The sequence below is a fragment of the Sandaracinaceae bacterium genome, from assembly GCA_016706685.1.
Taxonomy (GTDB): domain Bacteria; phylum Myxococcota_A; class Polyangia; order Polyangiales; family Houyiibacteriaceae; genus JADJJE01.
The window spans coordinates 78,515-102,112 of record JADJJE010000051.1 but is presented as its reverse complement, the minus strand read 5'-3'; the positions used below and the strand labels follow the sequence as shown (position 1 = coordinate 102,112).

Genomic DNA, 23,598 nt, shown 5'->3' with positions numbered 1-23,598 from the left:
CCCGCCGCGTGCTACGTTCGCGGCCCATGTCTTCCGCAGTTCGCCCTCACGACATCGTCGTCTTCGGAGCCACTGGCTTCACTGGTCAGCTGGTGGTGCGTCACCTGGCCCATGCCGCTCCGGCCGGGGTCCGCTGGGCCATCGCGGGGCGCAGCCTCGACAAGCTGGCGCAGGTGGCCAAGGACGCCGGCGTGGACGTGCCCATGCTGCGCGTGGACGTGAGCGACCCGGCTTCGCTCCTGAGCATGGCGCAATCCACGCGTGTGGTGCTCACCACGGTGGGCCCCTACGCCGAGTACGGCGAGCCCCTGGTGAACGCGTGTGTGGAGGCCGGCACCGACTACGTGGACATCACCGGCGAGCCCGAGTTCGTGGAGCAGATCCAGGAGAAGCACCACGCCGCCGCCGCCGCGAAGGGCCTGCGCATCGTGTCGTGCTGCGGCTTCGACAGCATCCCGCACGACCTCGGCGCGTTCTTCACGGTGCAGCGCTTCACCGAGCCCGTGCCCATCCTCTGCCGCGGCTTCGTGCGCGCGGCGGGGCAGGCCTCCGGCGGCACCTGGCACAGCGCGATCGAGGCGTTCTCGAACGCACGTCGCGACGCCGCTCGCCGGGCCAAACGCGCGCGTCCCTCGCGGCCCACGGGGCGCCGCGTACGGGCCGAGAAGCTGCACATCTTCCACGAGGCCTCCATCGGCGCGTGGGCCATCCCGCTGCCCACCATCGATCCGGTCATGGTGCGCCGCAGCGCCGCCGCCATGCCGGCGTTCGGTCCGGACTTCACCTATGGGCACTACGTGCGCGTGAACGAGCTGCCCCTGGCGCTGGCCGGCGTGGCCGGTGTGGGCGCCCTCGCGCTGCTGGCCCAGCTGCCGCCCGCCAAGGCGCTCTTGCTGAAGGCACGCTCGCGTGGCGACGGCCCCAGCGAGCAAGCCCGCGCGCAGAGCTGGTTCAACGTGCGCTTCATCGCCGAAGGTGGCGGCAAGCGTGTGGTCACGGAGGTAGCGGGCGGCGACCCGGGCTACGACGAGACCAGCAAGATGGTGGCCGAGTCGGCCCTGTGCCTGGCGCTCGACCGCGATCGCCTGCCGCCGCACGTGGGCGTGGTCACCCCAGCCATGGCCATGGGCAACGCGCTGATCGAGCGCCTTCGGGCGCAGGGCATCACGTTCGACGTGATCGAGGGCTAGGGCTGGGCGCGCCGCCCTTGTCCTTGTAGTCCTTGGGCGGGCCGCCGCCCTTGTTGTCCTGGTCGGCGGCCAGCTGGCTGAGGCGCCCGCCCACGGCGTAGAGCACCTGCGCCGCGCGGTTACTGTCCACCTCCACGCGGATGCGCTCGGTGCCGTTGCCGTCGATGACGATGCTGACCTTGCCAGGCAGCTCCTTGTCGGTGAGCGCCGTCTCGCAGCGCACGAACACCGCCACGGTCTCGTCGGAGAGCTGGCGGAGCTGATCCACGCCGAGACCCAGCTGCACCACCCCGCGCTTGGCCAGCTCACGGGCACGGGCGGGCGCGATGCCGAGCGCCACGTCCACGAAGGCATCGAAGCTCACGAAGCTGCGCCCCCGGTGTTGCCCGGTCAGGATGGCCTCGGCCAACAAGCGGCCGAGGTGGTCACGGTCGTCGGCCGCCGAGGCGCTCTCGTCCGAGAGCGAGGGCAGCAGCGCCTCCATGGTCTCCACGCGCCGGTCGTGGAAGTCGCGTGCGTCCAGGTTGCGCACGCCCGCGATGGTGGCGCTGGGGCGAGGGTCCTGCAGGCGAGGGCGGTCGGGCCGCTCCGGCCGGTAGCGCCCCTCATCGCCACGCGCGAACGCCTCGAGGTCGGCGGGCAGCCGCTTGCGGTCGTCTCTCGACCGTCGAACGACGGGCGCGGCCTTGCTGGGGGGGGACTTTCGGGTGGCCATCGGCGGGTATATGGCGCGCGCGAGCGGCGCGGGCCAGCGCTCGTGACGATCACGCCGCTGGCCTCGCCTCGGCCGAGCTCAGAGCGCGGTCAGGAACGCCTGCAGCAGCGGCCCGAAACGCTCGAGCACGTCGCGCACCTGCTGGTCGTCCAGGCGGAACTCCACCAGCAGGTCGGTCCCGCGCTCGGTGATCTCGATCTGCTGGAGCAGGACGCTCAGGCCCAGCATGGCCAGCGTCATGTCGCCCTGCGCCTCGCTGAGCGCCTCGCGCAGCTGGCCCGCGAGCACCTGCACGGCGCCCTCGGTGCTGGCCGTGAAGAAGCCGCTCAGGCGGATGCCGTTGCGCGCGTCCAGCGAGGCACCCGCGCTGAGGCCGCTCTGCTGGAGCTGCTGCTCCACGTCGCCCTGGCCGAAGCCGCGGCGGATTTCCTCGGTCAGCAGCACCACCACGCTCACGTCGCGCTCGCCCAGGTGGGCACGCCCCGCCGCTTCCGGGAACCCCGCGAGCGTGGGGCCGGTCGCGGGGAGCAGACCGTCCAAGCGGTCGAGGGCGCGGAGAACGGGCTCGGTGGCCCCCAGGATCATGGTGTCCGCCGTGACCACGCCGCGCGAGTCCGCGTTGCCGCGCAGCGCGTGCTGACGGTGCGTGAAGTGACCATCGGGCGGCTGCACCAGCTCGATGTGGCTGGGCTCGAACGCGCCGCGGAGCAGGATGACGCCCTGCTCCTGGGTGGGGTTGGCGCCCACCACGATGTGGTCCGTGCGGTCCAGCAGCTGGAGCACGTTGGTGAGCTCGGCCCGGTCGCTCTCACCCAGCGTGGCCATGATCGCGTCGCGAACCAGCGCGTAGTAGGGCGACTGGCGCAGCCCGTCCATGTCCACGTGCGCCACGATGGGCGTGTCGGCGTCCAGCAGGTGGACCAGGGAGACGGGGCCGGCCTCGGCTTGGCCACCCCCTCCGCCGCCGCCGCAAGAGGCGACCGAGGCGACCAGGAGGGAGAGCGAGAGCAGCGCGAGCGTTCGAAGGCGAGGTGACATGGCCGGGAAGATATCAGCCCCACCCGGCCCCTGCATGGGGGAGTTGGCCCTTCAGTTCTGGGGGCTGGACTGCAGGAACTGCTGGAAATTGGAGATCACCCCTCGCACCTGGTCGTCCGTGGCGCGCAGCTCCACGCGGAGAGTGGTGCCTTCCTCGGTGATCTGCACCTGTTCCAGGATGGCGGTCAGGCCCAGCGCCACCATCACCGGCTCGCTCGGCAGCTCGCCCAGGGCCTCTTGCAGGGCGTGCGCGAGCACGGGGACGGCGGCTGTGTCGTTGGTGGTCACGAAGCCCCGGAAGTGCACGCCGTCTCGCAGGTCGACCGACATGCCCGCGCTCACGCCGTTCTCATGCAGCACGTGCTCCACGTGACCCTCGCCGAGACCTGCCCGCATCTCGTCGGTAAAGACCCACACGGCACCGACGTCGTGCTGGCCCAGCTCGCAGAGCGCGGCCGCTTCGGCAAAGCCGGGGCGGGTGGGGCCCGACGCGGGATAGATGCCGTCCAGCCGGTCGAGCCCGTCGTGCACCTGCTCCAGCTGCCCGAACAGGAGCGTGTCCGCGTTGGGGATCACGGTCCATTCGCTGCCGCGGCCGCGGAGCGCGTGCTCGCGGTGCGTTGCCAGCTCGTCGAACTCGTCGAGCACATCGAGGTGGCTCGACTCGAAAGCCCCCCGCAGCGCGATGAGCGTGTCATCCGGACCGGAGCCGAAGGGATCGAAGCCCACCACGAAGTGGTCCGAGCGGTCCAGCAGCTGGAACAGCTTGCCCACGTTCTGTCGCTCGCGCTCGGACAGCGCGCTGTCCATGTCCCGCAGCTCCTGGTAGTAGGGCGAGCGCCGCAGCCCATCCATGTTCACGTGCAACGCCATGGGCGTGTTGGGATGCACCAGCTGCAGGACCGGCACCGAGCCCTCGGCCCCCACGGTGCTTCCACCGCCACCGCCACCGCACGAGGCGAGTCCGGTGAGCAGGAGCGACAGGGAGAGGACCGAGAGGATGCGCAGCGGGCGTGACATGGCGGCTACGCTACCAGGCTGGCTGCGGGTGTCCATTCAGGACATGCTGTCCCCATGCACAACTCGAGGCACGGCCGCACCATCGGCGCTGGCATCCTGGCGGTCGCGGGGCTCATCGCGGGGGCCTCCCTAGGCGGCAGCCAGCGCGCCGTGGCCGAGGCCCCCGAGGGTGCCGACTGCCTGACGGTCCGCGGCGAGGCGCGCATGCAGGCCTATGGCTATGCCCACGCGGTGATCGTCGTGAACGGCTGCCGGCGCGAGGCGCGCTGCGAGGTGTGGACCACGGCCGACCCCACGCCGCGGCATCGCCTGGTGGTGCCTGCCGGGGAGACCGGAAGCGTGGTCACGCGCATCGGCTCGCCCGCGCGTGAGGTGGTGCCGGGTCACCAATGTGAGCTGCACTGAGCGCAACTTCGGGTAGCCTGGCCCCCGTTCCATGCCGTTGCAGAAGACGACGCGACTGATCGCCGGCCTGTGCCTCTTCGGCGCGCTCGTGGCACCGCCCGCGGCGCGCGCGCAGCTGGTGGACGAGGGCTACTCGCTGGACCTCGTGGAGATCCCGGTGCTCGGCTCGGGCCGCGTGGTCAGCATGGGCGGCGCCTTCGTGGCTCTCGCCGAGGGCATCGACGGCGTGCCCTTCAACCCCGCGGCGTACGCGGTGCGCAACGCGCGCGAGCACCACTTCTTCGAGTGGGAGCTGTCGCCCAGCATCTCGTTCGGCACCAGCGACAACGACGTCTTCAACAGCGGCCAGGGGGGCCTGGCCGTCAGCAGCCAGCTGTCGCTCGACGTGGGCCTGCGCTTGCAGTTCGGCCCGGTGGGCATCGGCGGCTACATCCACCTCGAGACGTACAACGCCCAGATCGACGGGCGTTCGGTCTCGGTGTTGGCCACGCGCTCGCACGTGGGCGGCGGGTGGTCGCTCAGGAACGGAGAGCTGGTGGTGGGCGCAGGCCTCCGAACGCTGCAGGCCACGCTCTCCGCGTCCACGGAGATGGGCGACACGCTGACGCTGGACCTCTTCTCGTTCGTGGGCTTCGGCGTGGAGGTGGGCGCCATCTACATGCCCGCCGACCGGCCGTATCGCGTGGGCGCGGCCATCGCCACCCCGGTGCACTCGCGGGTGGACGCCGACGCATCGTCCATGGGCGGCACGCAGCCGCAGGTGCCTCGCCCGAGTGGGTTCCACAACCCCTTCGAGCTGCGCCTGGGGGCGGCCTATCAGTTCGGGCCCCGCCGGCTGAACGCGCGCAACTTCGAAGTGAAGGACGTGGAGGGCCCCATCCTGCGCGAGCTGCGGATGATGCAGTGCGAGCGAGAGCTCGAGCAGGTGCGCCGCGAGCTGGCCGCGGCCGAACAGCCCGAGCCCGAGCGCGGCCTCTCCTGCCCGCGTCTCCGCGTGCGCGCGCGCGACCCCGAATTCCGTGCCGCCGAGCGCGAGCGCCGCGAGGCCGAGCTGGACGCCGCCGAAGACCGCATCGACGAGCTCGAGGACGCGTTCGAGCGGCACCTGCACGGGCTGGCCGACCACGAGCCGCGCGAGCGCTACCTGCTCACGGCCAGCGTCATCTTCCTCGGCAGAGCGAAGCCGGACTCCATCGGGCTCGACGCGTTCTTCGACCAAGAGCACCGCACCCGCCGGCAGTCGGCGTCGTTCATGTTCCGCCTGGGCACCGAGCTCGAGCCGTGGCCCAACCGCCTCAAGGTGCGCGGCGGCTTGTATCTCGAGCCCGCCCGCAGCGACGAGCTCGCGCCGCGCCTGCACGCCACGTTCGGGTGCGACGTGCGGCTCTTTCGCTGGGACGCCTTCGGGCTGATGGACCCGTTCGACTTCCGCTTGTCGTTCACGTTCGACGGCGCCCGCAACTACGTGAGCTACAGCATCGGCGCGGGCATGTGGTACTGAGCCGCGGGCTGGGCCTGCCGCTCGGCTCGATCAGCGCGGCGGCACGTGTCGCCCGTCGTCGTCCACCTCCAGCACGTCGTCCACGCGGTAGGCCTCGTAGGGGTCGCGGCGCTCGCCCGCAGCAGCCGGAGCGGGGACCGGGGCCGCGGCCGCGCCCGCCTGGCGCAGCTCCTCCATGGTGCTGAGCGCGCTGCGCACCCCGGCCATCAGCACCGTGGTGGCGAGCAGCAGCATCGCGGCGATGGTGAACGCCAGCAGGCCCCCGCGCGCGAAGGGAGACATGCGGTCCACCGACTGGGCGATGCGCAGCTCGAGCGTGCGCGCGGGCGGCGGTTCGAGTGGCCGCGGGGGCTGCGGCAGGGCCAGCGTGGCCGCCGCGCGAGCCGCGGGTGCAGCGCGGGGCGAAGTGGCGATGGAGGGCGTCGCGGGGGGCGGGGCGATGTCCTCGAGCTCGAGCGACCACGCCTCGGTGGCCACCGGTCCCGGGGCAGGCTCCGGAAAGGGCGCGGTGAGCTCGTCCGGCAGCTCCATGAATTCGTCGGGCAACCCGGGGAGCTCATCTGGCCGTGGCGCAGGGCGGGCGGCGGCTCGCGGGCTGGGTGTGGCCGGGAGATCCAGCTCCAGCTCGAGCCCGGCTGGGTCCCGGTAGTCGAAGGGATCGCTCACAGCCCGAGCTCCTCGCGGTAGTGGAACGTCAAGAGGCCCAGCACGCGCGCCGAGATGAGCGTGGAGGTCACGTCCATCACCGTCATGACCCCCGTGACCAGCACCAGCGACACGAGCGCGCCGGCGACCCCGTCCTTGCCCGCGGCCGAGGCGGCGGCGCTCGAGAAGACGGCCAGCATGCCGCCGCTCATGAGCGCGGCGCTCGCGAACCAGAAGGCCGTCAGGTAGCCCAGCGTCAGGAAGTAGGGCCCGGGGATGCGCCGCGCCACGATCAAGCCGACGATGGGGTTCACGCCCGAGCAACCCGTGCCGAGCGCCGTGGCGGCGTAGGCGCCGGGCAGCGCCACCAGCGGGAAGAGGAACGTGAGCGACAGCAGCAGCGCCGACAGCACGAAGTCGGCGGTGGTCACGCCCGTCTCGTAGGGCAGCAGGTAGCCCACCACCTGGGGCATGGCCGACCAGCTGACCAGCAGGAAGGGCGCGAACGCCGCGAGCGTCACGAAGACGAAGCGCACGCCCGCGAACAGCAGCCCGAAGGGGTCTTGCTCGTCGTCCCCGAGGCGCAGGTCGGTCTGCCCGGCTCGGCTGCGCCGCACGATCAGCGCGAACACGCTGAAGCGCAGGCCGGAGACCGCGAGCGGCGCGCCGAGCGCCACCATGATGGACCCGGTCAGCGCGCCGAACGACGACGCCACCGTGAGCACCGTGAGCACCGCGATGGCCAAGAGCGCCGTGGGCTGCAGCACGTAGGCGGGCGCGGCCACGAGCGCCGCGTGGTAGGACACCTTGGCCACGCCGAGCTCGGCGTCGCTCGCGAGGGCTGCACCGGCGGTGGCGAACGGCAAGGCGGTAGCCCCGGAGGCTAGCGACGCGGAGCTGCTGGGAACGTTGGCCGCCACCGCCGCCCGCCGCGAAGGCCGCCCGTCCAGCATGACCCCGTGCGGCGCGAGCTGCGCGCGCAGCGCCTCCACCTCGGAGGCGGTGGCGCCATGCACCAGCATGGCGGGTGTGGACATCACCGCCTCGCGCGCGCGCACCCGGTCTGCCAGCGCCACGCTGAGCGCGTCCATCGCGCCGGCCGGGTCGTCGACCCGCAGCAGCCACACGTCGTAGCGCGCGTCAGAAGAAGGTGTTGCTGATGCCATAGCGCCCCTGCAGGTCGATCAGATACTGGAGGAAGCTCTCCTCGGCCTCGAGCGCCTGGCGCGCCCGCGTGAGCTCCGTGCTGGGACCCATGGCCTCGAGCGCGATGACCCGCTCCTGGGCTTCGATGGCGCGCAGCAGCAACTGGAAGCCCAGCTGCTCCTCCTCGAGGTTGTAGGACGTGAGCGGACGGACCTTGACCGCCACGTAGCGCACACGCAGCCGGCGCGAGTCGAAGATGACGTAGTCGGCGTCCTCGGGCGTGTCGCAGCCGTCCATGGGCACGGCGTCCACCACCACGTGGGCGGAGCCCGGCACGGCGGCACCCAGCGCGCAGGTGGTGCTGCTGTCCTGCTGCACGTTCGGGATGGTGAAGCCCACGCCGCTGCCCACGCGGAAGATCTGCAGGCGCTGCTCGAAGGTGGTGTCGAAGAACACCGGGAACTGCGAGAGCGCGAGGATGGCCGCCCAGCTGCGCAGCAAGAGGTTGCTGGTGCCCTCGAGCGGCGGCGTGGGGTAGGTGACCTCTTGGCTGGCTCGGCACAGCAACGCGGTGCCCGTGGACGGGCTGCAGTCCCCCAGCACCGTCCCGCGGTACCAGCTCAGGTTCTCGATCACGGGCTCGCCGGCGTCGAAGCTCACGCGCGGCGCGAACCAGCGCGGGTCGTCGATGACCAGGCCGCCGAAGAGCTCGGTCATCTCCACCGGGAACAGGTCGAAGAAGTTGATGAAGTAGCGCTCGTCGGGGTCGAAGCTCAGGCCCCAGTCGCGCTGCGCCAGCGCCTCGAGCGCCACGAACTTGTCCACCAGCACCCCGGCGCGCTCCGGCCGGAAGAAGCCGAAGTAGCCTTCTTGGAACTCGGTGTAGACGCCGAAGCCCTGGCCGGGCAGCAGGCTGAAGTCGGCGCCCGGCGCGTCCGGCTCGCTCGCGATGCGCGCGTAGGTCTGTGTGTCCGGGTCGAGCGCGTAGCTGCCCACGTCCGGCAAGTTCACCAGCTCGGTGAACCAGTTCATGGCGTCCACCGACGCGTAGAACTGGTCCTCGAGGCCCAGCGGTCCGCTGTTGCTGCGGAAGCCCGGCTCGAAGTTGAGGCGGAAGAAGAGGTGCTGGTAGATCTTGGCGGCGTCGATGATGGCGCCGGTGGCGCCTCCGGAGCGCGCTCCCCCGCGCCGGAAGCGACGGTAGTAGGTGGGCCCGTAGCTCTCGAGCCAGCTGCGCCGCGCGTGGTCGATGCTCTCCTGGAACGACTCGCCCGCGTCGTAGCGCGTGCACCAGCTGATGTCGTCGGTGCGCTCGTCGGCGCAGAACAGGTAGCGCACCGGCGTGAAGTCGGGCTCGCCGTCTCCGTCTTCGTCCGAGTCGTACGCTGCACCGTCCACGTAGTCCTGGAAGTCGGCGTCGAAGCTCGAGCACACGCAGGCCGTGGCGCCGGCGCACGGCAGCTGCAGCGGCACCTCGCGGGTGTTGCGCACGCAGCGCTGCGTGATGGGCTGGTCGCCCAGCGCGCTGCTCTCGGCCGACGCGGGGCAGTCTCCGTCCACGCGGCAGGCGTCGCCGCCGGCGTAGCTGCGGAACCACACGCGCGGGGTCACGTCGCTGCGCCGCAAGCGGTCGGACGAGTCGTTCGCCGACACCTCGGCGTCGCCCACGAAGCCCTCCACCATGTCGAAGTAGTTCCACACCACGGCCGCCACGTCGTAGCGCCCGAGGCCCTGCGCGTCACCCGTGTCGCCGCTGTAGTCCATGGTGGAGCTGCTGCTGTGGTTGTGGGCCCCGCGTGCCGCTCGCTCGTTGCGCACGCGGCGCAGCTCGGCGAGGTAGCGCTCCACTTCGCCCGGGCCTACGAAGCCGTCTCCGTCGCCGCCGTTGCCGGTGGCGTCGAAGTCCGCGTAGCGCGGCAGCAAGAGCTCGTCGCCGCTGGTGGCGTCGTCGCCGAAGGCCACCCGGAACCAGCCGTCGCCGTAGTGGTCGCGGTCGAGGCTGGCCGCGAAGTTGTGCCGCAGGCCCAGGCTGTGGCCCAGCTCGTGGTGCTGCACCATGCGCGCGTAGAGCTGCTGCATGCGGATGGACGCCTCGGCGGTGCTGCGCCCCCGGAAGGCCTCGGCCCAGTACTCCCAGTAGCGCGAGCGCAAGAGCGCGGCGTTCACGGGGCACATGTGGTGCCGCTCCAGCTGCCGCAGATAGGCCTCTTCGGGCGCGAAGACATCGGGCCCGTGGCCCCGGAACGGGCTCAGCGCGTTCAGCACGGCGGGGTCCAGCACGTCGGCTGGCGTGGCGTCGGTGGGGCCCGTGGTGCCCGTGGGCGACAGCGTGCCCAGGTCGAAGGCGCGCTGGAGCGCGTCCACGCCGCTGCTGCCGAGAGCCCCGAGGATGCCGCTCTCGAAGCGCGTGCCGGCCAGCGAGCGCAGGCGGTCGCTGCGCACCTGCGTGCGTCCATCGGTGCCGCGCAGGCGGTCCACGCGCTGCTCCACGCGCGCGACGGCGCCCTGCACGGCGGCCAGCGCGTCCACCGGGAGGCCCGCCCACGGCAGCGCGGGGCGTGACGGGTCGTCCACCGTGAAGCCGTCGCCCGCCGACGAGGCCACGCTCACGGGATGACGGATGCGGCCCAGGCGCGCGAAGTAGCCGCGCAGGTTCTCGCCGGTGAGGTAGCGCTCCTCGGCGCCCTCTTCGCCCGGCTCGCAGCCCGCGGGCGCGGCGCAGCGCAGCGCCGGGAACAGCTCGATGGCGGTGGTGGCGGCCGCCTCCACCCCCGCGGCCGAGAAGCTCGCGTTGGCGCTGATCAGCTCGCCCGTGGTGGGGTCTGCGAGCGGCGCCGCCACGCCGCCAAATGGCGTGTTCACCTGGTCCACGTAGTTGAAGAACTGGTAGCGCAGGTCGCCGAGGGGCTGCCACGGCACGGGCTCGCCCTCCGCGTCCAGCACGTCTTCACAAGCCACGCGCGCGTCGGTGCGCTCCCAGTCGCAGCCGTTGGTGGCCAGCACCAAGAGGCACTCGTCGCCCACGAAGCGGAAGCGGTAGGCCTCGGGCAGCGGGTACGCGTCGTAGCTCGTGGGCGCGCTCGGCTCGGTCCACTCCGCGTTCTCCACGTGGCAGCGGTACGGGTCGCTCACGCCGCGCGCCGCGTAGGCGTCGGGGCTCACGAACGGGTCGTAGCGCCCCGGGCACGTTCCGTCGCGCTCCTCGGCCGACCCGCAGAAGCAGTAGCGCGTGGGGTCGCTCTCCTGACAGGCCTCGTCCACGGCGGCGTAGTCGGGCAAGGCCGCGCTCACGGCAGTGCGCTGCCCGCGCATCAGCGCTTCGTTCCAGTTGCCCACCACCTCGAAGGCCGCGCCCACCAGGTGCTTCGGGAAGCCCGCGTTCAGGTGGTAGGTCACCTGCTGGGTCTCGCGCTCCACCACGGGCCGCGAGCAGCGCCGCGCGGCGCGGTCACACACGCTGCCGGGCACGCCGGGGGCGCTCGGGTAGCGGCCGTCGCACTGCCAGTCGGCCACGCACTCCTGGTCGCCCAGCGGGTCGCGGTAGAAGTTGTGGCGTGGGCGGTAGAACGTGAGGAAGTCGGTCTCGCCGTAGGCCGGGGTGATGCCGCCGGTGCACACCTGCGCCTCCGTGTCGCAGAAGCCCCCGGCGCCGCAGTCCGCGTTGCTGGCGCAGAAGTCACCCAGCGTCTCGCGCGGGAGGCTGCCGCGCGCATACGTGCGCTGCATGGAGCGGAAGGTCCCGAAGCGGTCGAACTCGGGGTGGGCCTGCGCCGCCACGGCGTACTCGTGTTGCGGCGGCACGCGCAGGAACGCGGTGCGGTAGGGCACGCGCAGCACGCTGCAGGGCACGTTGTTGCTGTCGAGGCAGGCGCTCCCGGGCGTCAGGTTCATGACCGTCACGAAGCTGAAGTAGTGCGTGACGTCCTCGCTCCCGGCGGGCCACTCGTGCGCGAAGCGGTAGCCCGGGTCGCTGCCCACCGTCACGAACTGCGGTGCATAGCTGCGCGGGAAGCCCTCGCTGCCGTCCTGCACGTCGATGCCGGCGCTCTCGAGCGTGTGCGTGCCGAAGGCGGGCTGCTCGCTCGCGAAGTAGAACGAGCGGATCAGGTTCCGCGACCAGTCCACGCGCATGTACGGCTGGTCGAACCAGCGCTGGTCGTCCGTGTTCTCCACGATCACGTTGAGCGGCTCCCCCGTGACGGAGTTGTACTCGCGCCGGATGTCGAAGTGCGACTCGATGCGGTAGGCCGCGATGGGCTGCCCGCGGTAGTCGTCGGCGTCGCCGCCCGTGTTGCTGCCGCGCACCAGCTCGTAGGCGCGGAACGCGAAGAGCGTGTCCTCGTCGATGACCCAGCGGATGCGCGCGAGCGACGGAGACTCACCCGCGTCGAGCCCCAGGTCCGCGAAGCCCGAGTCCCCCGACCACGTCACGCCACCCACGTCGGCGCCCACGTCGATGGCGGTCTGGGTCATCCACCACTCGCCCTCGAACAGGCCCTTGTCCACGAAGTTGGGCTGCACGCGGTTCACCGTGTCAGGGCGGCCGCAGCCCACGAGGGCCAGCGCACTCAGCAGAGCGGCCAACACGAGCGCGGTGTGTGCGAAGCGGCGACGGTCCACTCAGAACCCCGGGTAGCTGCTGACGCCCAGCTCGCGCTCGAGCTGGATCAGCTGGAAGAAGAAGGACTCGAGGTCGGCCAGGCGCCCCTCGAAGCGCGCGATCTCGGTGTTGAGCGCCGCCACCGTGGTGGGCGGCAGGTACTCGAGGTCGGCCAGCAGCTGCAGCTCGGCGATGGTGAGTGTGTCCCCGTCCGCGAGCTTGTTCAGCAGCTCGAGCACGATGCTGGCGTCGCGCGCCTCGGACACCATGGAGAACGCGATGCTGGTCTGGTTGATGACCGTGCTGCCGGGCGACACCTGGAACGCGAGGAACGACTTGTTGAGCCGTAGCGAGGTGTAGCGCGCGTAGTCGGTGCCCTCGACGGCCGCGGGGCTCGGCGTGGTGCAGTCGCCCTGGCCCTCCACGCACAGGAACATCTGGCTGAGGAAGCTGGTGTCGAAGAACACCGGCAGGTCGGTGAGCGCGAAGACCGCCGCCAGGAATTGCAGCGTGATCGAGCTGCCGCCGTTCACGTAGGCGAAGCCGTCGTAGGTCTCGCTCACCGGGTCGGGCCGGCAGGTGGCGGCGCTGCTGCAGTCCCCGCGGTAGAGGTCCATGTACAGCATGCGTGGGCCGTTGCACTGGCGCCCGTTCTGGCTGGTGCAGGCCAGGCGCGGGGCCAGCGTGCCCGGCTGGTCCTGGATGAGCCCTTGCAGGATCTGCTGCATCTCCAGCGGGAACAAGTCGTACCAGTTGGTCCAGAAGGGCACGTCGGTGCCGTAGCCCGCGGTCCAGCCGCGCTGCGTGAGCATCTGCATCGCGTACCACTTGTCGTAGAAGCTCCCGATGCGCTCGAGCCGCGTGATGCCCGTGAGGCCCCGCTGGTAGCTGGAGCTCAGGTGGCGGCCGAGGCCCAGGTCCACCCGCAGGTCGGCGCCCGCAACGTTGGGGTTCGCGCTCACGCGCCGGTAGCTCAACGTGGTGTCCTCGAACTCGTAGCTGCCGATGTCGGGCTGGGACAGCACGCGCGCATAGAAGTTGAGCGAGTCGGCCGTGGCCATGAACTGGTCGTAGAAGCCGAAGGCGCCCTGCTCGCTGCGGAACTCGGGCTCGCTGGTGTAGCGGTACAGCAGGTTCTGGAAGACGTCCTGGAGGATGGTGAAGTGCCGGCCCACCAGGCGATCGAAGACGTAGCTGCCCACGCGGAAGTCGGCGCGGTAGCGGCGGAAGTTGGTGAAGAGGTACTCGCGCTCGTACTGCTCGGCCACGTTGCGCACCACGGCGCGGTAGCTGTCGCCTTCGTCGAAGCGGTGACACCAGCCCAGCGTGCCCACGCGCTCGTCGGAGCAGAAGCGGTAGTCCACGGGGGCGAAGGGCGCCGTGGGCCCCGCCGCGAGGGTGGCGTCCAGCAGGTCGTCCTCGAACGCGCTGCAGATGCGCCCGAAGGCGGCCTCGCCGTTGGGGTGCGCCACGCAGCGCTGGGTGGCGCCGCTCGCGCGGTTCACGTCGCGCAGCAGCGCCGCCGACTCCCCCGTGGTGGAGTAGGGGCAGTCCGCGTCGCTCTCGCAGGGCTCGCCGCCCTCGTACCACTGCGCCCACACCCGCGCGGTGTTCACGGGGGTCAGGCTGGTCACCGGGCGCCCGGCGTCGTTGGCGTAGATCTCCACCAGGTCGCCGTAGCCCAGGTGCAGCGCCGCGTGGTCGTAGCGACCGATGGTGGTGTCGGTGCGCTCGTACCACTGCGCCGTGTACTCCATGACCGACGAGTCCATGAAGCGGTCGATGCCGGCCAGCTCGCGCCGCGACATCACCAGGTCGAGCGCGTTCTCGAACGCCAGCTGCTCGTTCGGCGCGAGGCCCAGCGTGCCGTCGAGGTCGAACGCCTCGGGCGAGGGCAGCGGGGTGCGCGCCGCGATCTGGTAGTAGGCGTCGTCGTAGTTGCCCGTGTCGGCGCTGGCCCCGAAGTCGTGCCGCAGCCCCAGGCAGTGCCCCAGCTCGTGCAACATGGTCTGGTAGTAAAGCAGCCGGTTCACCGCGATCTCGAGGCGCGCGCGCGGCCAGTTGCGGTGGCGCAACGCAAACTCCGTGACCGACGTGTCCACGTAGCTGTTGGGCAGCATCACGTTGTGGCTCGACGCCGCGTTCTCGAGTTCGCGGTGCCGCCGGAGCTGCTCGTGCGCGGTCGAGCGCAGCGGCGACACGCGGTCCAGCTGCGCCTCGCTCAGGTCTTCGGGGGTGACGCCCGGCGGCAGCACGTCCGCGCCGCTCATCATGAGCACCTCGAGGTTGCGCGTGAGCAGGGCCTCGGACTCGCCGCCCACGAGGTCCGCCCGGCGGTCCACGAACGTCTGGCTGCGCCCTCCGGGCCCGGCCAGCTGCGCGGCGCGGTCGGCGAAGCGTGCCATCACGTTGTCCACTGCGGCGAGGTCGGCCGGCGCCGCAGTCCCCGCGGCCGCCGCCACGCTGAAGTCGACGCGCGGGCGCGCCGGAAGCTCCACGTTGCCCAGGTTCTCGAGGTACTGGCGCACGTCCTCGCCCTGTGTGAAGCGCGCGTCGGTGATGTTGCCCGTGACCAGGTCCACCGTCTGGAGCGCCGTGGTGCGGTAGAGGTCCAGCGCCGGGCCGCCCACGTTGGCGTCGCCCACCAAGAGCTCGCCCGTGACCGGGTCGCCGCGCAGCGTGGCGATGCCCAGGAAGGGCGTGCCGGGCTGGTCCACGTAGCTCAGGAAGCGGTAGCGCATGTCGCCGCGCTCCTGGCAGGCGAGGCCCTCGGTGGTGCCGCCGTTCTCCGCGATGCTGCGCTCGTTGCAGGTGTTGACCTCGAGCTGCAGCACGCACTCGCTGCCCACCTGGCGCGCGCCGAACCAGCCGAAGAAGTCGGCGTTGCCGAGCGACGGGTCGTCCAGGTTGGGCTGCACCCGCGGCGGGAGCTCCACGTGGCAGTCGTAGGGGTTCACCGCGCCGCGCGCGCGTGCCTGGGCCGGCGTCTCGAACGGGTCGTAGCGCCCCGGGCAGGTGGGGTTGAGCAGCGTGGCGTCCTCCGGGTCGGTCACGCAGTAGCAGTACACGTCGGGGTCCAGCCGCTGGCAAGACACCTCGGGGTACAGCGCCTCGGGCTCCTCGCGCAGGTGCCGCACCATGCCCATGAAGCTCTCGTTCCAGCGGCCCACCAGCTCGAAGCTGGGCTCCACCAGGTGCGCCGGCAGCTCGGGGCTGGTGTGATAGACCACCGGGCGGACCTCGCGCTGCGCATAGGGCAGCAGCCGGCCGTCGGCGTCGCGTGTCCGACGCCACAGGTTCAGGCGGTTGATGTTGTGGTTGCGGAAGTCCGACTCACCCAGCGCGGGGTCGTCGGGCGCGGTGCTGCGGTCCAGCGTGGGGCGCTCGAGCCGAAAGAAGCCGGCCCGCTCGAAGCGCCGGTCCGACCACTGCTGCGGCTCGTACTGGCGCGTGTCGCTCACGCGCAGGAAGGCGTTGCGCACGTAGACCGCGGTGGTGGTGCATGTGGGCGCGTCCACGTAGGCCGAGGTACACCAGTTGACCGTCGCATCGGTGAACAGGTCCTCCACGTCCCCCGGCGACATCAAGTCCTGCGTGACGAACGAGAAGTGGTAGAGCTGGTCGCGCGGGTAGTCGTCCGCGTGCGGGCGGTGCTCGGCGGTGCAGGCCGGGTCGTCGTCGTCGCGGCCGTCACACGCCATGACCGAGAAACGCGGCAGGAACGCGTCCGGGAAGCGGCTCCCCGCCTGCACGAAGAGGTCGGCCGACTGCCGCTCGAAGAGGCCCAGCAGCTCGGCCAGGCTGGCGCTCTGCGCGTAGTACCCCGTGAGCAGGTTCTTGGACCAGTCCACGCGCATGTACTGGCGCTCGGACCACGGACGGTCGGTGTCGTTCTCTTCGATGACGTTCTGCTCTTCGCCCGTGGACGGGTTGTAGGCCCGCCGGATGTCGAAGTGCTTCTCGATCCGATACGCCGCCACGGGCTGCCCGAAGTCGGCCTCCGCGCTGGGGCCGCCCACGGGGTTGCCGCCCTCGAGCAGCTCGTAGTCGCGGTAGGCCACCAGCAGACTCTCGTCGATCACCCAGCGGATGCGCGGCATGGCCGCCAGGTCGCTGCCCGCGTAGTCGATGGCGCTGTCGCCCGGGAACGTGCCGAGCCCGCCGCCCTCGTAGTCCACGCCCACCACGGTGCGGGAGAAGTACCAGCTGCCCTCGAACACGCCCTTGTCCACCACGTTGGTGCCCACGCGGTTGATGGGCGGCGTCTCGGCGCACGCCTGCAGGTTCGCCGTGCCCAGCGCGCTCAGCAACACGAGCAGCAGCCGGGGCAGCGCAGAGGACCTCCGCATGGTCAGCCCAGGACCCCGCGCGGGTCGAGGCGCGCCGCCAGCTCGGCGACGATGGCCGACGGGGGCACGCCCAGCGGAGCACGCGCCTTGGGCAGCTCCATCTTCTCGTCGATCAGCACGCCGCCCAGCTCTTGGGCCGTGACGCGCGCCACCTCGCGGCAGGCGGCCGCCACGCCATCACCGGTGGCCAGCTTGAGGCGCAGCGCCGAGCCCTCGGCCACGTCTTGCACGTAGGCCCGGATGGGCCGCACGCCCTTGCCGCGGATCCACGCCAGCGCCTGCTCGGCGCCCTGCCGCGTGGGGAACAGGTAGCCCACCGCGGTGCTCTCCACGCGCAGCCGCGCCACCACGTGGGCGCCCACGATGACGCCCAACCGCCCGCGCGCACCGATGAAGGCCGCCACCAGGTCGGGACCCACCGCGCGCCGCGGCGCCGGGCGAATCTGTACCTCGCGGCCGTCGGGCAGCACCACCTCGAGGCCCGCCACGATCTGGTCCACCGGGTCGTCCGCGTTGTCGCGCGCGCCCGGGGCACCGATGGCCAGCCACTCGCCCACGCCGTAGTCGCGCGCCGACGAGTGCGCGCCCAGCGAGAGCCCGCGCCGCCGCAGCTCGTCTTCGAGCGCGTGCACGCGCATGCCGGCCTGCACGTGCGCGATGCGGCTGGGCTCGTCGAACTTGATGACGTCCATCATGCGCAGCAGGTCCACCACGATGGCCCCCGCGCGCGCCGGCTGCCCGGGCGTGCGCAGCGGCTGGCGGTACTGGTGCGCCAGCTGGAGAGCGAGGGCCACTTGGTCGCGGCTGCCCGGCAGGATCACGGCGCCGCCATCGGCTTCTTGCAGCGCGCCCGGGAGGTCACGCCGCACGGCGCGCAGGAAGTCGGCTCGCAGGTCGGTGCTCATCACTCGGCCTCCGCCACGGGACCGAGCGGGGTGTGCTCGTCCAGGTCGGGGATCAACGCCCCGCGGTTGAAGATGCCCTTCGGGTCCATCACGCGCTTGAGCTCGCGCACCACGTCGATGGCGTTGCCCTGCTCGCTGCGCATGGCGGGCGCCTTGCTGCGGCCCACGCCGTGGTGGTGGCTGAGCGTGCCGCCCGCCGCGACCACCGCCTTCAGCGCAGCCTTCCAAGCGCGGTCGTAGGCCAGCTCGCAGGCGTGGTCGTCACGCGCCGCGCCAGCGAAGGTGAAGTAGATGGAGGCGCCATCCGGGTACGCGTGGCTGAAGTGCGCCATGACGAACACGTGCGGTGAGAGGGCGGAGCGCACCGCGTGGTACATGGGCAGCAAGCGCGACCAGGTGGCGGCCACCTCCATGGTGTCAATGAAGGCGCCGGCCGTGAACAGGGGCGACTGGCGGTAGCTCACGCTGTGGCGGTGCCCGAGCCAGTGCTTGGCGGGCCCCTCGCCCGTGTCCTGCGCGTCGTACCGGCTGCAGATGGCGCGCGCCTCGCGCAGCTCCGCGTCGGCGATGAGCGGGTCGGCCTCCCACACCAAGATGAGCTTGGCGCCGCCCATGGTCTTGTCGGGCACGCGGTCGATGAGCTCGTTCAGCATGCCGGGCGCCCGCAGCGCCTGCACCAGCGCGCGCAGGCCGAGGCCCGGCTTGGCCTCCGTGCGCTTGGGCTTGGGCTCGGCTTCGTGCTCGGTGCGCAGGCCACCGCGCCGGGCAATCATGGAGTCGAACGGGTCGTACAAGCGCGCCACGGCCGGTCGCAGGCCCGCCTGGTAGATGCGCCGGATGGCATCGAGGCCGGTCTCGGTGCTGGGGAAGAGGTAGCTCGCGAAGCGCCGGCAGGGAGGCGCCGGGGCGATGCGCAGACGCGCCTCGGTGACCACGCCCAGGATGCCCTCGCTGCCGATGAACAGCGGCAGGAGCGCGCTGTTGTCGCCGCCGCGCTCGGCGCGCAGCACGCGGCCGGTGCCGTCCACCACGGTGAGGCCCAGCACCATGTCCTCGATCTTGCCGTAGCGCCCCGAGCACTGCCCGGCGGAGCGTCCCGCCACCCAGCCGCCCAGCGTGGAGCAGTAGATGCTGCTGGGGAAGTGCCCGAGTGTGAAGCCGGCCGCGCCGAGGTCGTCCTCGAGGTGCTGGCCGATCATGCCCGCGTCCGCGTCGCAGGTGAGGCGCGCGCGGTCGATGGTCTTTAGGGAGCGCATCATCTTCATGTCGATGAGCACGGTGTCGGTGGTGGGCAGCACGCCGCCGCATACACCGCTGCCGGCGCCATAGGGGACCACCGGGATGCTGCGGGCCGCTGCGTAGGCGATGACGGACGAGAGCTCTTCGGTGTTGCTGGGCCAGACAATGACCGCGGGGGCGCCACGGCAGGGTTGCCGGCGCGGGTGGCGATCTGGTGGCGCGGCCAGAGGTCGCGGGCGTAGGCCACGCGGTCGGGGTCCGAGCTAGACGCTTTGCCGCCGGCGACGAGGCGGGCGAGGTCGTTCCGAATCGAGTCGGTACCGGGCGGGGCGGGGATCACAGGAGTTGCTTACCACACGCGGGTGGCGGGCGTCTCTGGGGGCGTGATCGATGGGAGTGCGACGGGCACCCTGGTCTGCGGGGGCGGTCGCGCAGGCGCTCCCTCTGGTTGACCTCCCCCATTTCGGCGCGTCCTGCGGACGCTTGAAATAGGGCCCCCCCAAGCCCCGCTGCCCAGGGCGCCCGTCCCCCTCCACGGTGGCGTCTCGAGAGAGCACGCGGGGGACGCGGCGGGGGAACGCGCCTGGGATCTGAAGGGGGCCCCTGATGGGCTCAGCTGGGCTCGCCAGAGTGCTCCTGCTCCTGGGACGCGGATGGCACAGGAAGTCAGGCGACGTGGCGCTAACGTGGGCCGCTCTACTGGACGTACTCGCAGAGGGGGAACTCGAACGCATTCATCAGACTGGCGTTCTGGGTCGCTTGGAGAACGGGTTGGGCTGCCAGAACAGACGACGCGACGAACGCACGAGCAATCCGGCCATCCGGACCCAGTGCAAATCCGCGCATGCAGCTCTCCTTTGCGCGCAGGCCTAGCACGTGGGTCGCAGCGTCACGCCGCGGCCTGCGCGTCCGCCATGGTCTCACTCGACGGCGCTGGAGCGCTTGCGCTTGCGGCGCACGACGACCGTGACCACCACCACGGCCACGACGGCCGCGAGCGCCGCGAGGTACGGCAGGGCTGCGCTGCCCATGCCCTCGGACGCACCGTTCTCCGTGGCGACCTCGACCCAGAAGCTCCCATCGTCGTTCTCGCGCACGCGCGTGACCAGCTGCTCGAGCGCGGCGCGCTCCGAATCGCTGGGCTGCGCGTCGGTCACCAGGGCGAAGCTCTCCGAGTCGGCGAAGGCGACGGCCCCGTCGAGGGGTTCATCGAGGGCTACGAGCCGCACCTGCAGCGGACGCGGGGCGGCACCGGGCACGCTCGTGGGATCGAGGCGCAGGAGGATCTCGCGCGAGCGAATCGAGACGTCCATCAGGCGATAGCCCGTCACCACTTCGTCCCCGAGGCCCGCAGGCGCGAACAGAGAGAGGACATGGTCCTCTTGTCCGGGCCCGATGACGCGGTCGGCCCGCGCGGGCTGCGCCGTGAGGGCGCTCAGGCAGGTGAGCGCGAGGGCCGCGGCGAGATGGCTGCGGGAGGCATGGGTGGTCACTTCAGAAGAGTACATCGATGAACGGCTCCACACAGAGCGTAGATCATGATCGCCGTACGCTGTCGAGACCTCGCGCGTTGTCTCGCGCGCCAGCGGGGGTACGGTGCAGGCATGCCTCCCCCTTCTGCGCGCCGGCTCTCGCCCGCGCTGGTGATCACCTTGGTCGTGCTCTTGTCCGGTGGCGGCGTCTTCGCGTGGTGGAAGTTCGGGCGCGCCACGCCCGTGGAGACCGCCGAGGTGCAGCGCGGCACGCTGGTGCGCACCGTGGTCACGTCGGGTCAGGTGGAGGCGCCGCGGCGCACCACGCTGGGGCCCGAGGTGGGCGGGCGCGTGGTGAGCGTGAGCGTGGAGGAAGGGCAGCACGTGGCGGAAGGCGAGGTGCTGCTGCAGCTGGACGACGCGAACGCACGCGCCGCCATGGACGAGGCGCAGGCGGCCGTGGCGGAGGCCCAAGTGCGCCTCTCGCGGTTGCGCAACACCGGCGTGCGCGTGGCGCTGGCCACGGAGGCGCGCGCCCAGGCTGACGCCGAGCAGGCCGAGCTGCGCTTCGCGCGCACCGAGGGGCTGGTGACCCGCGGCGTGCTTCCGTCGGAGCAGCTGGATGACGCCCGGCGCGCGCGCGACACGTCGGCCGCGCAGCTGCGGCTGGCCGAGGCCGAGGCCGAGAGCGCCAGCGCGGGTGGCGGGGACGTGCGCCTCACGGTGGCAGCCCTGCGGCGCACCCAGGCCGCCCTGCGCAGCGCCGAGCGGCGCCTCGAGCAGACCACGCTGCGCGCGCCCGCGGCCGGCAGCGTGCTGCGCCGCACCGTGGAGCAGGGCGAGGTGGTGCAGGCCGGACAGTCGCTCTTCGAGTTCGTGGCCGACGGCGCGCCGCGCCTCGAGGTGCACCCCGACGAGAGCCACCTGGCGTTCATCCGCGTGGGGCAGCCGGCCCTCGCTTCGGTGGAGGCGCGGCCCGAGCTGACCTTCCCCGCCACCGTGCTGCGCATCGCGCCCGCGGTGGACGCCGCGCGCGGCACCGTGAAGGTGGAGCTGAGCATCAGCGCGCCAGTGCCCGAGTTCTTGCTGCCGGGCATGACCGCCTCGGTGGAGATCGAGCTCGCGCGCCTGCCCGACGTGGTCATCTGCCCCGCCGAGGCCATCGAGGACGCGAGCGGCGCGGCCCCCAGCGTGCTGGTGGTGGCCGACGGGCGCGTGACCCGCAGGGCCATCACCGTGGGGCTGCGCGCCGGTGAGCTCTACGAGGTGACCCGCGGCCTCGAGCCCGGTGACCGCGTGGTGCTGGCGGCCACGGGCGTGGCCCTGCCTGCCCTCGAAGACGGCACCCGCGTGAAGGTGACCGACGCCGAAGACGCCGCCGCGTCGGGAGCGCGCTGAGTGCCGTTTACCTGGTTCCTGGCGCTGCGCTTCTTTCGCGACGGGCGTTCGCAGACCGCGCTCATCGTGGTGGGCGTAGCGGTGGGCGTGGCCGTGCAGGTGTTCATCACGGCGCTCATCGCCGGCCTGCAGGAAGACCTGATCGACAAGACGCTGGGCAGCCTGGCCCACGTGACGCTCGAGCCGCCCGAAGAGGTGGCCCGCCCCCTGCAGCACGGTGACCCTGCGGCAGGGGTGTTCCTGGGGCGTGACATCCAGCGGCCCAGCCAGCGGCTGCGCTCCATCGACGAGTGGCCGGCCACGGCCGAGCGGGCCCGTGAGCTGCGCGGCGTGACCGTGGTGTCACCGCGCGCGGCGGGCCCTGCGCTGGCGCGGCGCGGCAGCGTGACAGCCACGGTGCTGGTGCAGGGCGTGCGCCCCGAGGAGTACGCGCGCGTGGTGCCCATCGCCGAGAACATGGTGGCGGGCGAGTACCGCGTGGGCGGGCAGGACGCCATCTTGGGAGACGACCTGGCGGCCGAGCTGGGCGTGAGCCTGGGCGACACCGTGCGCGTGACGGCGGGCGACGGCAGCGAGGCGCGCTTCATCGTGCGCGGCATGTTCAGCCTGGGCGGGCCCGCCTCGGACTCGCAGTGGATCTTGGTGGCCCTGCGCAGCGCACAGACGCTCTTCCTGATCCCCGGTGGCGTCACGCACCTGGACGTGAAGGTGGACGACGTGTTCGCGGCCGAGGAGGTGGCCACGCGCCTGCACCGCCGCACGGGGCTCACCGCCGAGAGCTGGATGGCCAAGAACGCGCAGCTGCTGTCGGCGCTGCGCTCGCAGTCCATGAGCACCACGCTCATTCGCGTGTTCGTGCTCATCGCCGTGGCCATGGGCATCGCGTCGGTGCTGGTGGTGTCGGTGGTGCAGAAGCAGGGGCAGATCGGCATCCTGCGGGCCATCGGCACCTCGCGCTCCGCCATTCTGCGCATCTTCCTGCTGCAGGGCGCGCTGCTCGGCGTGCTGGGCGCGCTGCTCGGCTCGGGCCTGGGAGTGCTGCTGTTGGCCGCGTTCCAAGAGGCCATGAGCCGCGTTCCGGCCGGCCCCACGTTCCGTATCCGCTATGAGCTGTGGGTGTTCGGCGGCGCCGCCGGGCTGGCCATCCTGACCGGCGTGCTGGCCGCGGCCATGCCCGCCTTGCGCGCCGCGCGCCTCGACCCCGCGGTGGCCATTCGCCATGGCTGAGCCCGTGCCGACAGACACGCCGCCCGTGCTGCGCTGCACGGGGCTCATCAAGGAGTTCGGCACCGATCCCAGCGTGCGCGTGCTGCACGGCATCGACTTGAGCGTAGCGGCCGGTGAGTTCGTGGCGCTGGTGGGCCCGAGTGGCTCGGGGAAGAGCACGCTGCTCAACATCCTCGGGCTGCTGGACGTGCCCACCGCCGGTGAGCTGTGGGTGCAGGGCGTGCCCACCACCGCCCTCGACGACGGCCGCCGCACGGCGCTGCGCGGCTCGGCGCTGGGCTTCGTGTTCCAGTTCCACCACCTGCTGCCCACGCTGCGCGCCTGGGAGAACGTGGCGCTGCCCATGGCTGCCGTGCAGGGACGCATGAAGGCCAGCATGCGCGCGCGCGCCGAGGTGTTGCTGCGCCAGGTGGACCTCGGCGACAAGATCGACGCGCCCGCCGGTGAGCTGAGCGGCGGCCAGCAGCAGCGCGTGGCCCTGGCGCGCGCGCTCGCGCAGAAGCCCGCCGTGGTGCTGGCCGACGAGCCCACTGGCAACCTCGACACGGTGAACGCGGCGCGCGTGTTCGAGGTCATGCGCCAGCACCACGCCGAGGCGAAGACGGCGTTCATCATCGTCACCCACGACCTGGCGCTGGCCGCGCGCTGCGACCGCGTGGTGCAGCTGGTGGACGGCCGCGTGAGCTACGACGGCGCGGCGGGTGACGCGTTCCTCGCGTACGCGAGCGAGCAGCTGCGGGCGACGTAG

General features: G+C 71.8%; 16 protein-coding genes. 6 read left to right on the top strand and 10 right to left on the bottom strand.

The genetic code is table 11. The annotated features are described in order from the left end of the window. Positions 1–26 precede the first annotated feature (26 nt). The gene (locus IPI43_31080; GenBank protein ID MBK7778507.1) at positions 27–1,190 is read left to right on the top strand and encodes a saccharopine dehydrogenase NADP-binding domain-containing protein; all 1,164 of its coding nucleotides are present in this window, start codon (positions 27–29) and stop codon (positions 1,188–1,190) included. Here IPI43_31080 and IPI43_31075 read toward each other — a convergent pair. The 3 genes from IPI43_31075 to IPI43_31065 all read right to left on the bottom strand — a co-directional run bounded on the left by IPI43_31075 (position 1,165) and on the right by IPI43_31065 (position 3,963). Then, on the bottom strand, positions 1,165–1,905 hold the full coding sequence (locus IPI43_31075) for a hypothetical protein (GenBank protein ID MBK7778506.1): 741 nt from the start codon (positions 1,903–1,905) through the stop codon (positions 1,165–1,167). The two genes, IPI43_31080 and IPI43_31075, sit on opposite strands and share 26 nt — an antisense overlap. 78 nt (positions 1,906–1,983) lie before the next feature. Then, complete coding sequence (locus IPI43_31070) at positions 1,984–2,943, bottom strand: hypothetical protein (GenBank protein MBK7778505.1); 960 nt, start codon at positions 2,941–2,943, stop codon at positions 1,984–1,986. Positions 2,944–2,994: 51 nt separating this feature from the next. Next, the gene (locus tag IPI43_31065; GenBank protein MBK7778504.1) at positions 2,995–3,963 is read right to left on the bottom strand and encodes a hypothetical protein; all 969 of its coding nucleotides are present in this window, start codon (positions 3,961–3,963) and stop codon (positions 2,995–2,997) included. Between the two features lie 54 nt (positions 3,964–4,017). On the opposite strand from IPI43_31065, the gene IPI43_31060 reads away from it, so the two are divergent. Beyond that, complete coding sequence (locus tag IPI43_31060) at positions 4,018–4,368, top strand: hypothetical protein (protein MBK7778503.1); 351 nt, start codon at positions 4,018–4,020, stop codon at positions 4,366–4,368. 31 nt (positions 4,369–4,399) lie between these two features. After that, on the top strand, positions 4,400–5,869 hold the full coding sequence (locus IPI43_31055; protein ID MBK7778502.1) for a hypothetical protein: 1,470 nt from the start codon (positions 4,400–4,402) through the stop codon (positions 5,867–5,869). A gap of 30 nt (positions 5,870–5,899) precedes the next feature. Here IPI43_31055 and IPI43_31050 read toward each other — a convergent pair whose 3' ends face one another. From IPI43_31050 to IPI43_31020, 7 genes are all read right to left on the bottom strand, one after another. Then, complete coding sequence (locus tag IPI43_31050; GenBank protein MBK7778501.1) at positions 5,900–6,535, bottom strand: hypothetical protein; 636 nt, start codon at positions 6,533–6,535, stop codon at positions 5,900–5,902. Next, a complete protein-coding gene (locus tag IPI43_31045) occupies positions 6,532–7,680 on the bottom strand; it encodes a hypothetical protein (protein ID MBK7778500.1) in 1,149 nt (382 codons plus the stop codon). Before IPI43_31045 ends, IPI43_31050 begins: the two co-directional genes overlap by 4 nt. After that, positions 7,655–12,247: a zinc-dependent metalloprotease gene (locus IPI43_31040; protein ID MBK7778499.1), complete on the bottom strand. Its 4,593-nt coding sequence runs from the start codon at positions 12,245–12,247 to the stop codon at positions 7,655–7,657. Before IPI43_31040 ends, IPI43_31045 begins: the two co-directional genes overlap by 26 nt. Before the next feature lie 33 nt (positions 12,248–12,280). Beyond that, positions 12,281–16,609 carry a hypothetical protein gene (locus IPI43_31035; protein MBK7778498.1) on the bottom strand — a complete coding sequence of 1,443 codons (4,329 nt, stop codon included), beginning with the start codon at positions 16,607–16,609 and terminating at the stop codon, positions 12,281–12,283. Positions 16,610–16,611: 2 nt separating this feature from the next. After that, positions 16,612–17,514, bottom strand: a complete 903-nt coding sequence (locus tag IPI43_31030; GenBank protein MBK7778497.1) for an FAD-binding oxidoreductase — start codon at positions 17,512–17,514, stop codon at positions 16,612–16,614. Beyond that, entirely contained in the window at positions 17,514–18,812 is a 1,299-nt protein-coding gene (locus IPI43_31025; protein ID MBK7778496.1) for an FAD-binding oxidoreductase, read from the bottom strand. Before IPI43_31025 ends, IPI43_31030 begins: the two co-directional genes overlap by 1 nt. Before the next feature lie 861 nt (positions 18,813–19,673). Further along, entirely contained in the window at positions 19,674–20,246 is a 573-nt protein-coding gene (locus IPI43_31020) for a hypothetical protein (protein ID MBK7778495.1), read from the bottom strand. 111 nt (positions 20,247–20,357) lie between these two features. Between IPI43_31020 and IPI43_31015 the strand changes: the two genes are divergently transcribed. From IPI43_31015 to IPI43_31005, 3 genes are read left to right on the top strand one after another with little or no spacing between them, the layout of a single operon-like run. Beyond that, on the top strand, positions 20,358–21,623 hold the full coding sequence (locus IPI43_31015) for an efflux RND transporter periplasmic adaptor subunit (protein MBK7778494.1): 1,266 nt from the start codon (positions 20,358–20,360) through the stop codon (positions 21,621–21,623). After that, complete coding sequence (locus IPI43_31010) at positions 21,624–22,850, top strand: ABC transporter permease (GenBank protein MBK7778493.1); 1,227 nt, start codon at positions 21,624–21,626, stop codon at positions 22,848–22,850. It abuts the gene before it with no gap. Continuing rightward, positions 22,843–23,598 carry an ABC transporter ATP-binding protein gene (locus IPI43_31005; GenBank protein ID MBK7778492.1) on the top strand — a complete coding sequence of 252 codons (756 nt, stop codon included), beginning with the start codon at positions 22,843–22,845 and terminating at the stop codon, positions 23,596–23,598. The genes IPI43_31010 and IPI43_31005 overlap by 8 nt, the downstream gene beginning before the upstream one ends.

Bases quoted from the DNA above. Each gene is read 5' to 3' on its own strand.
- IPI43_31065 (MBK7778504.1), bottom strand. From the start codon at position 3,963: ATGTCACGCCCGCTGCGCATCCTCTCGGTCCTCTCCCTGTCGCTCCTG.
- IPI43_31060 (MBK7778503.1), top strand. From the start codon at position 4,018: ATGCACAACTCGAGGCACGGCCGCACCATCGGCGCTGGCATCCTGGCG.
- IPI43_31075 (MBK7778506.1), bottom strand. From the start codon at position 1,905: ATGGCCACCCGAAAGTCCCCCCCCAGCAAGGCCGCGCCCGTCGTTCGA.
- IPI43_31015 (MBK7778494.1), top strand. From the start codon at position 20,358: ATGCCTCCCCCTTCTGCGCGCCGGCTCTCGCCCGCGCTGGTGATCACC.
- IPI43_31005 (MBK7778492.1), top strand. From the start codon at position 22,843: ATGGCTGAGCCCGTGCCGACAGACACGCCGCCCGTGCTGCGCTGCACG.
- IPI43_31080 (MBK7778507.1), top strand. From the start codon at position 27: ATGTCTTCCGCAGTTCGCCCTCACGACATCGTCGTCTTCGGAGCCACT.
- IPI43_31045 (MBK7778500.1), bottom strand. From the start codon at position 7,680: ATGGCATCAGCAACACCTTCTTCTGACGCGCGCTACGACGTGTGGCTG.
- IPI43_31070 (MBK7778505.1), bottom strand. From the start codon at position 2,943: ATGTCACCTCGCCTTCGAACGCTCGCGCTGCTCTCGCTCTCCCTCCTG.
- IPI43_31055 (MBK7778502.1), top strand. From the start codon at position 4,400: ATGCCGTTGCAGAAGACGACGCGACTGATCGCCGGCCTGTGCCTCTTC.
- IPI43_31035 (MBK7778498.1), bottom strand. From the start codon at position 16,609: ATGCGGAGGTCCTCTGCGCTGCCCCGGCTGCTGCTCGTGTTGCTGAGC.
- IPI43_31030 (MBK7778497.1), bottom strand. From the start codon at position 17,514: ATGAGCACCGACCTGCGAGCCGACTTCCTGCGCGCCGTGCGGCGTGAC.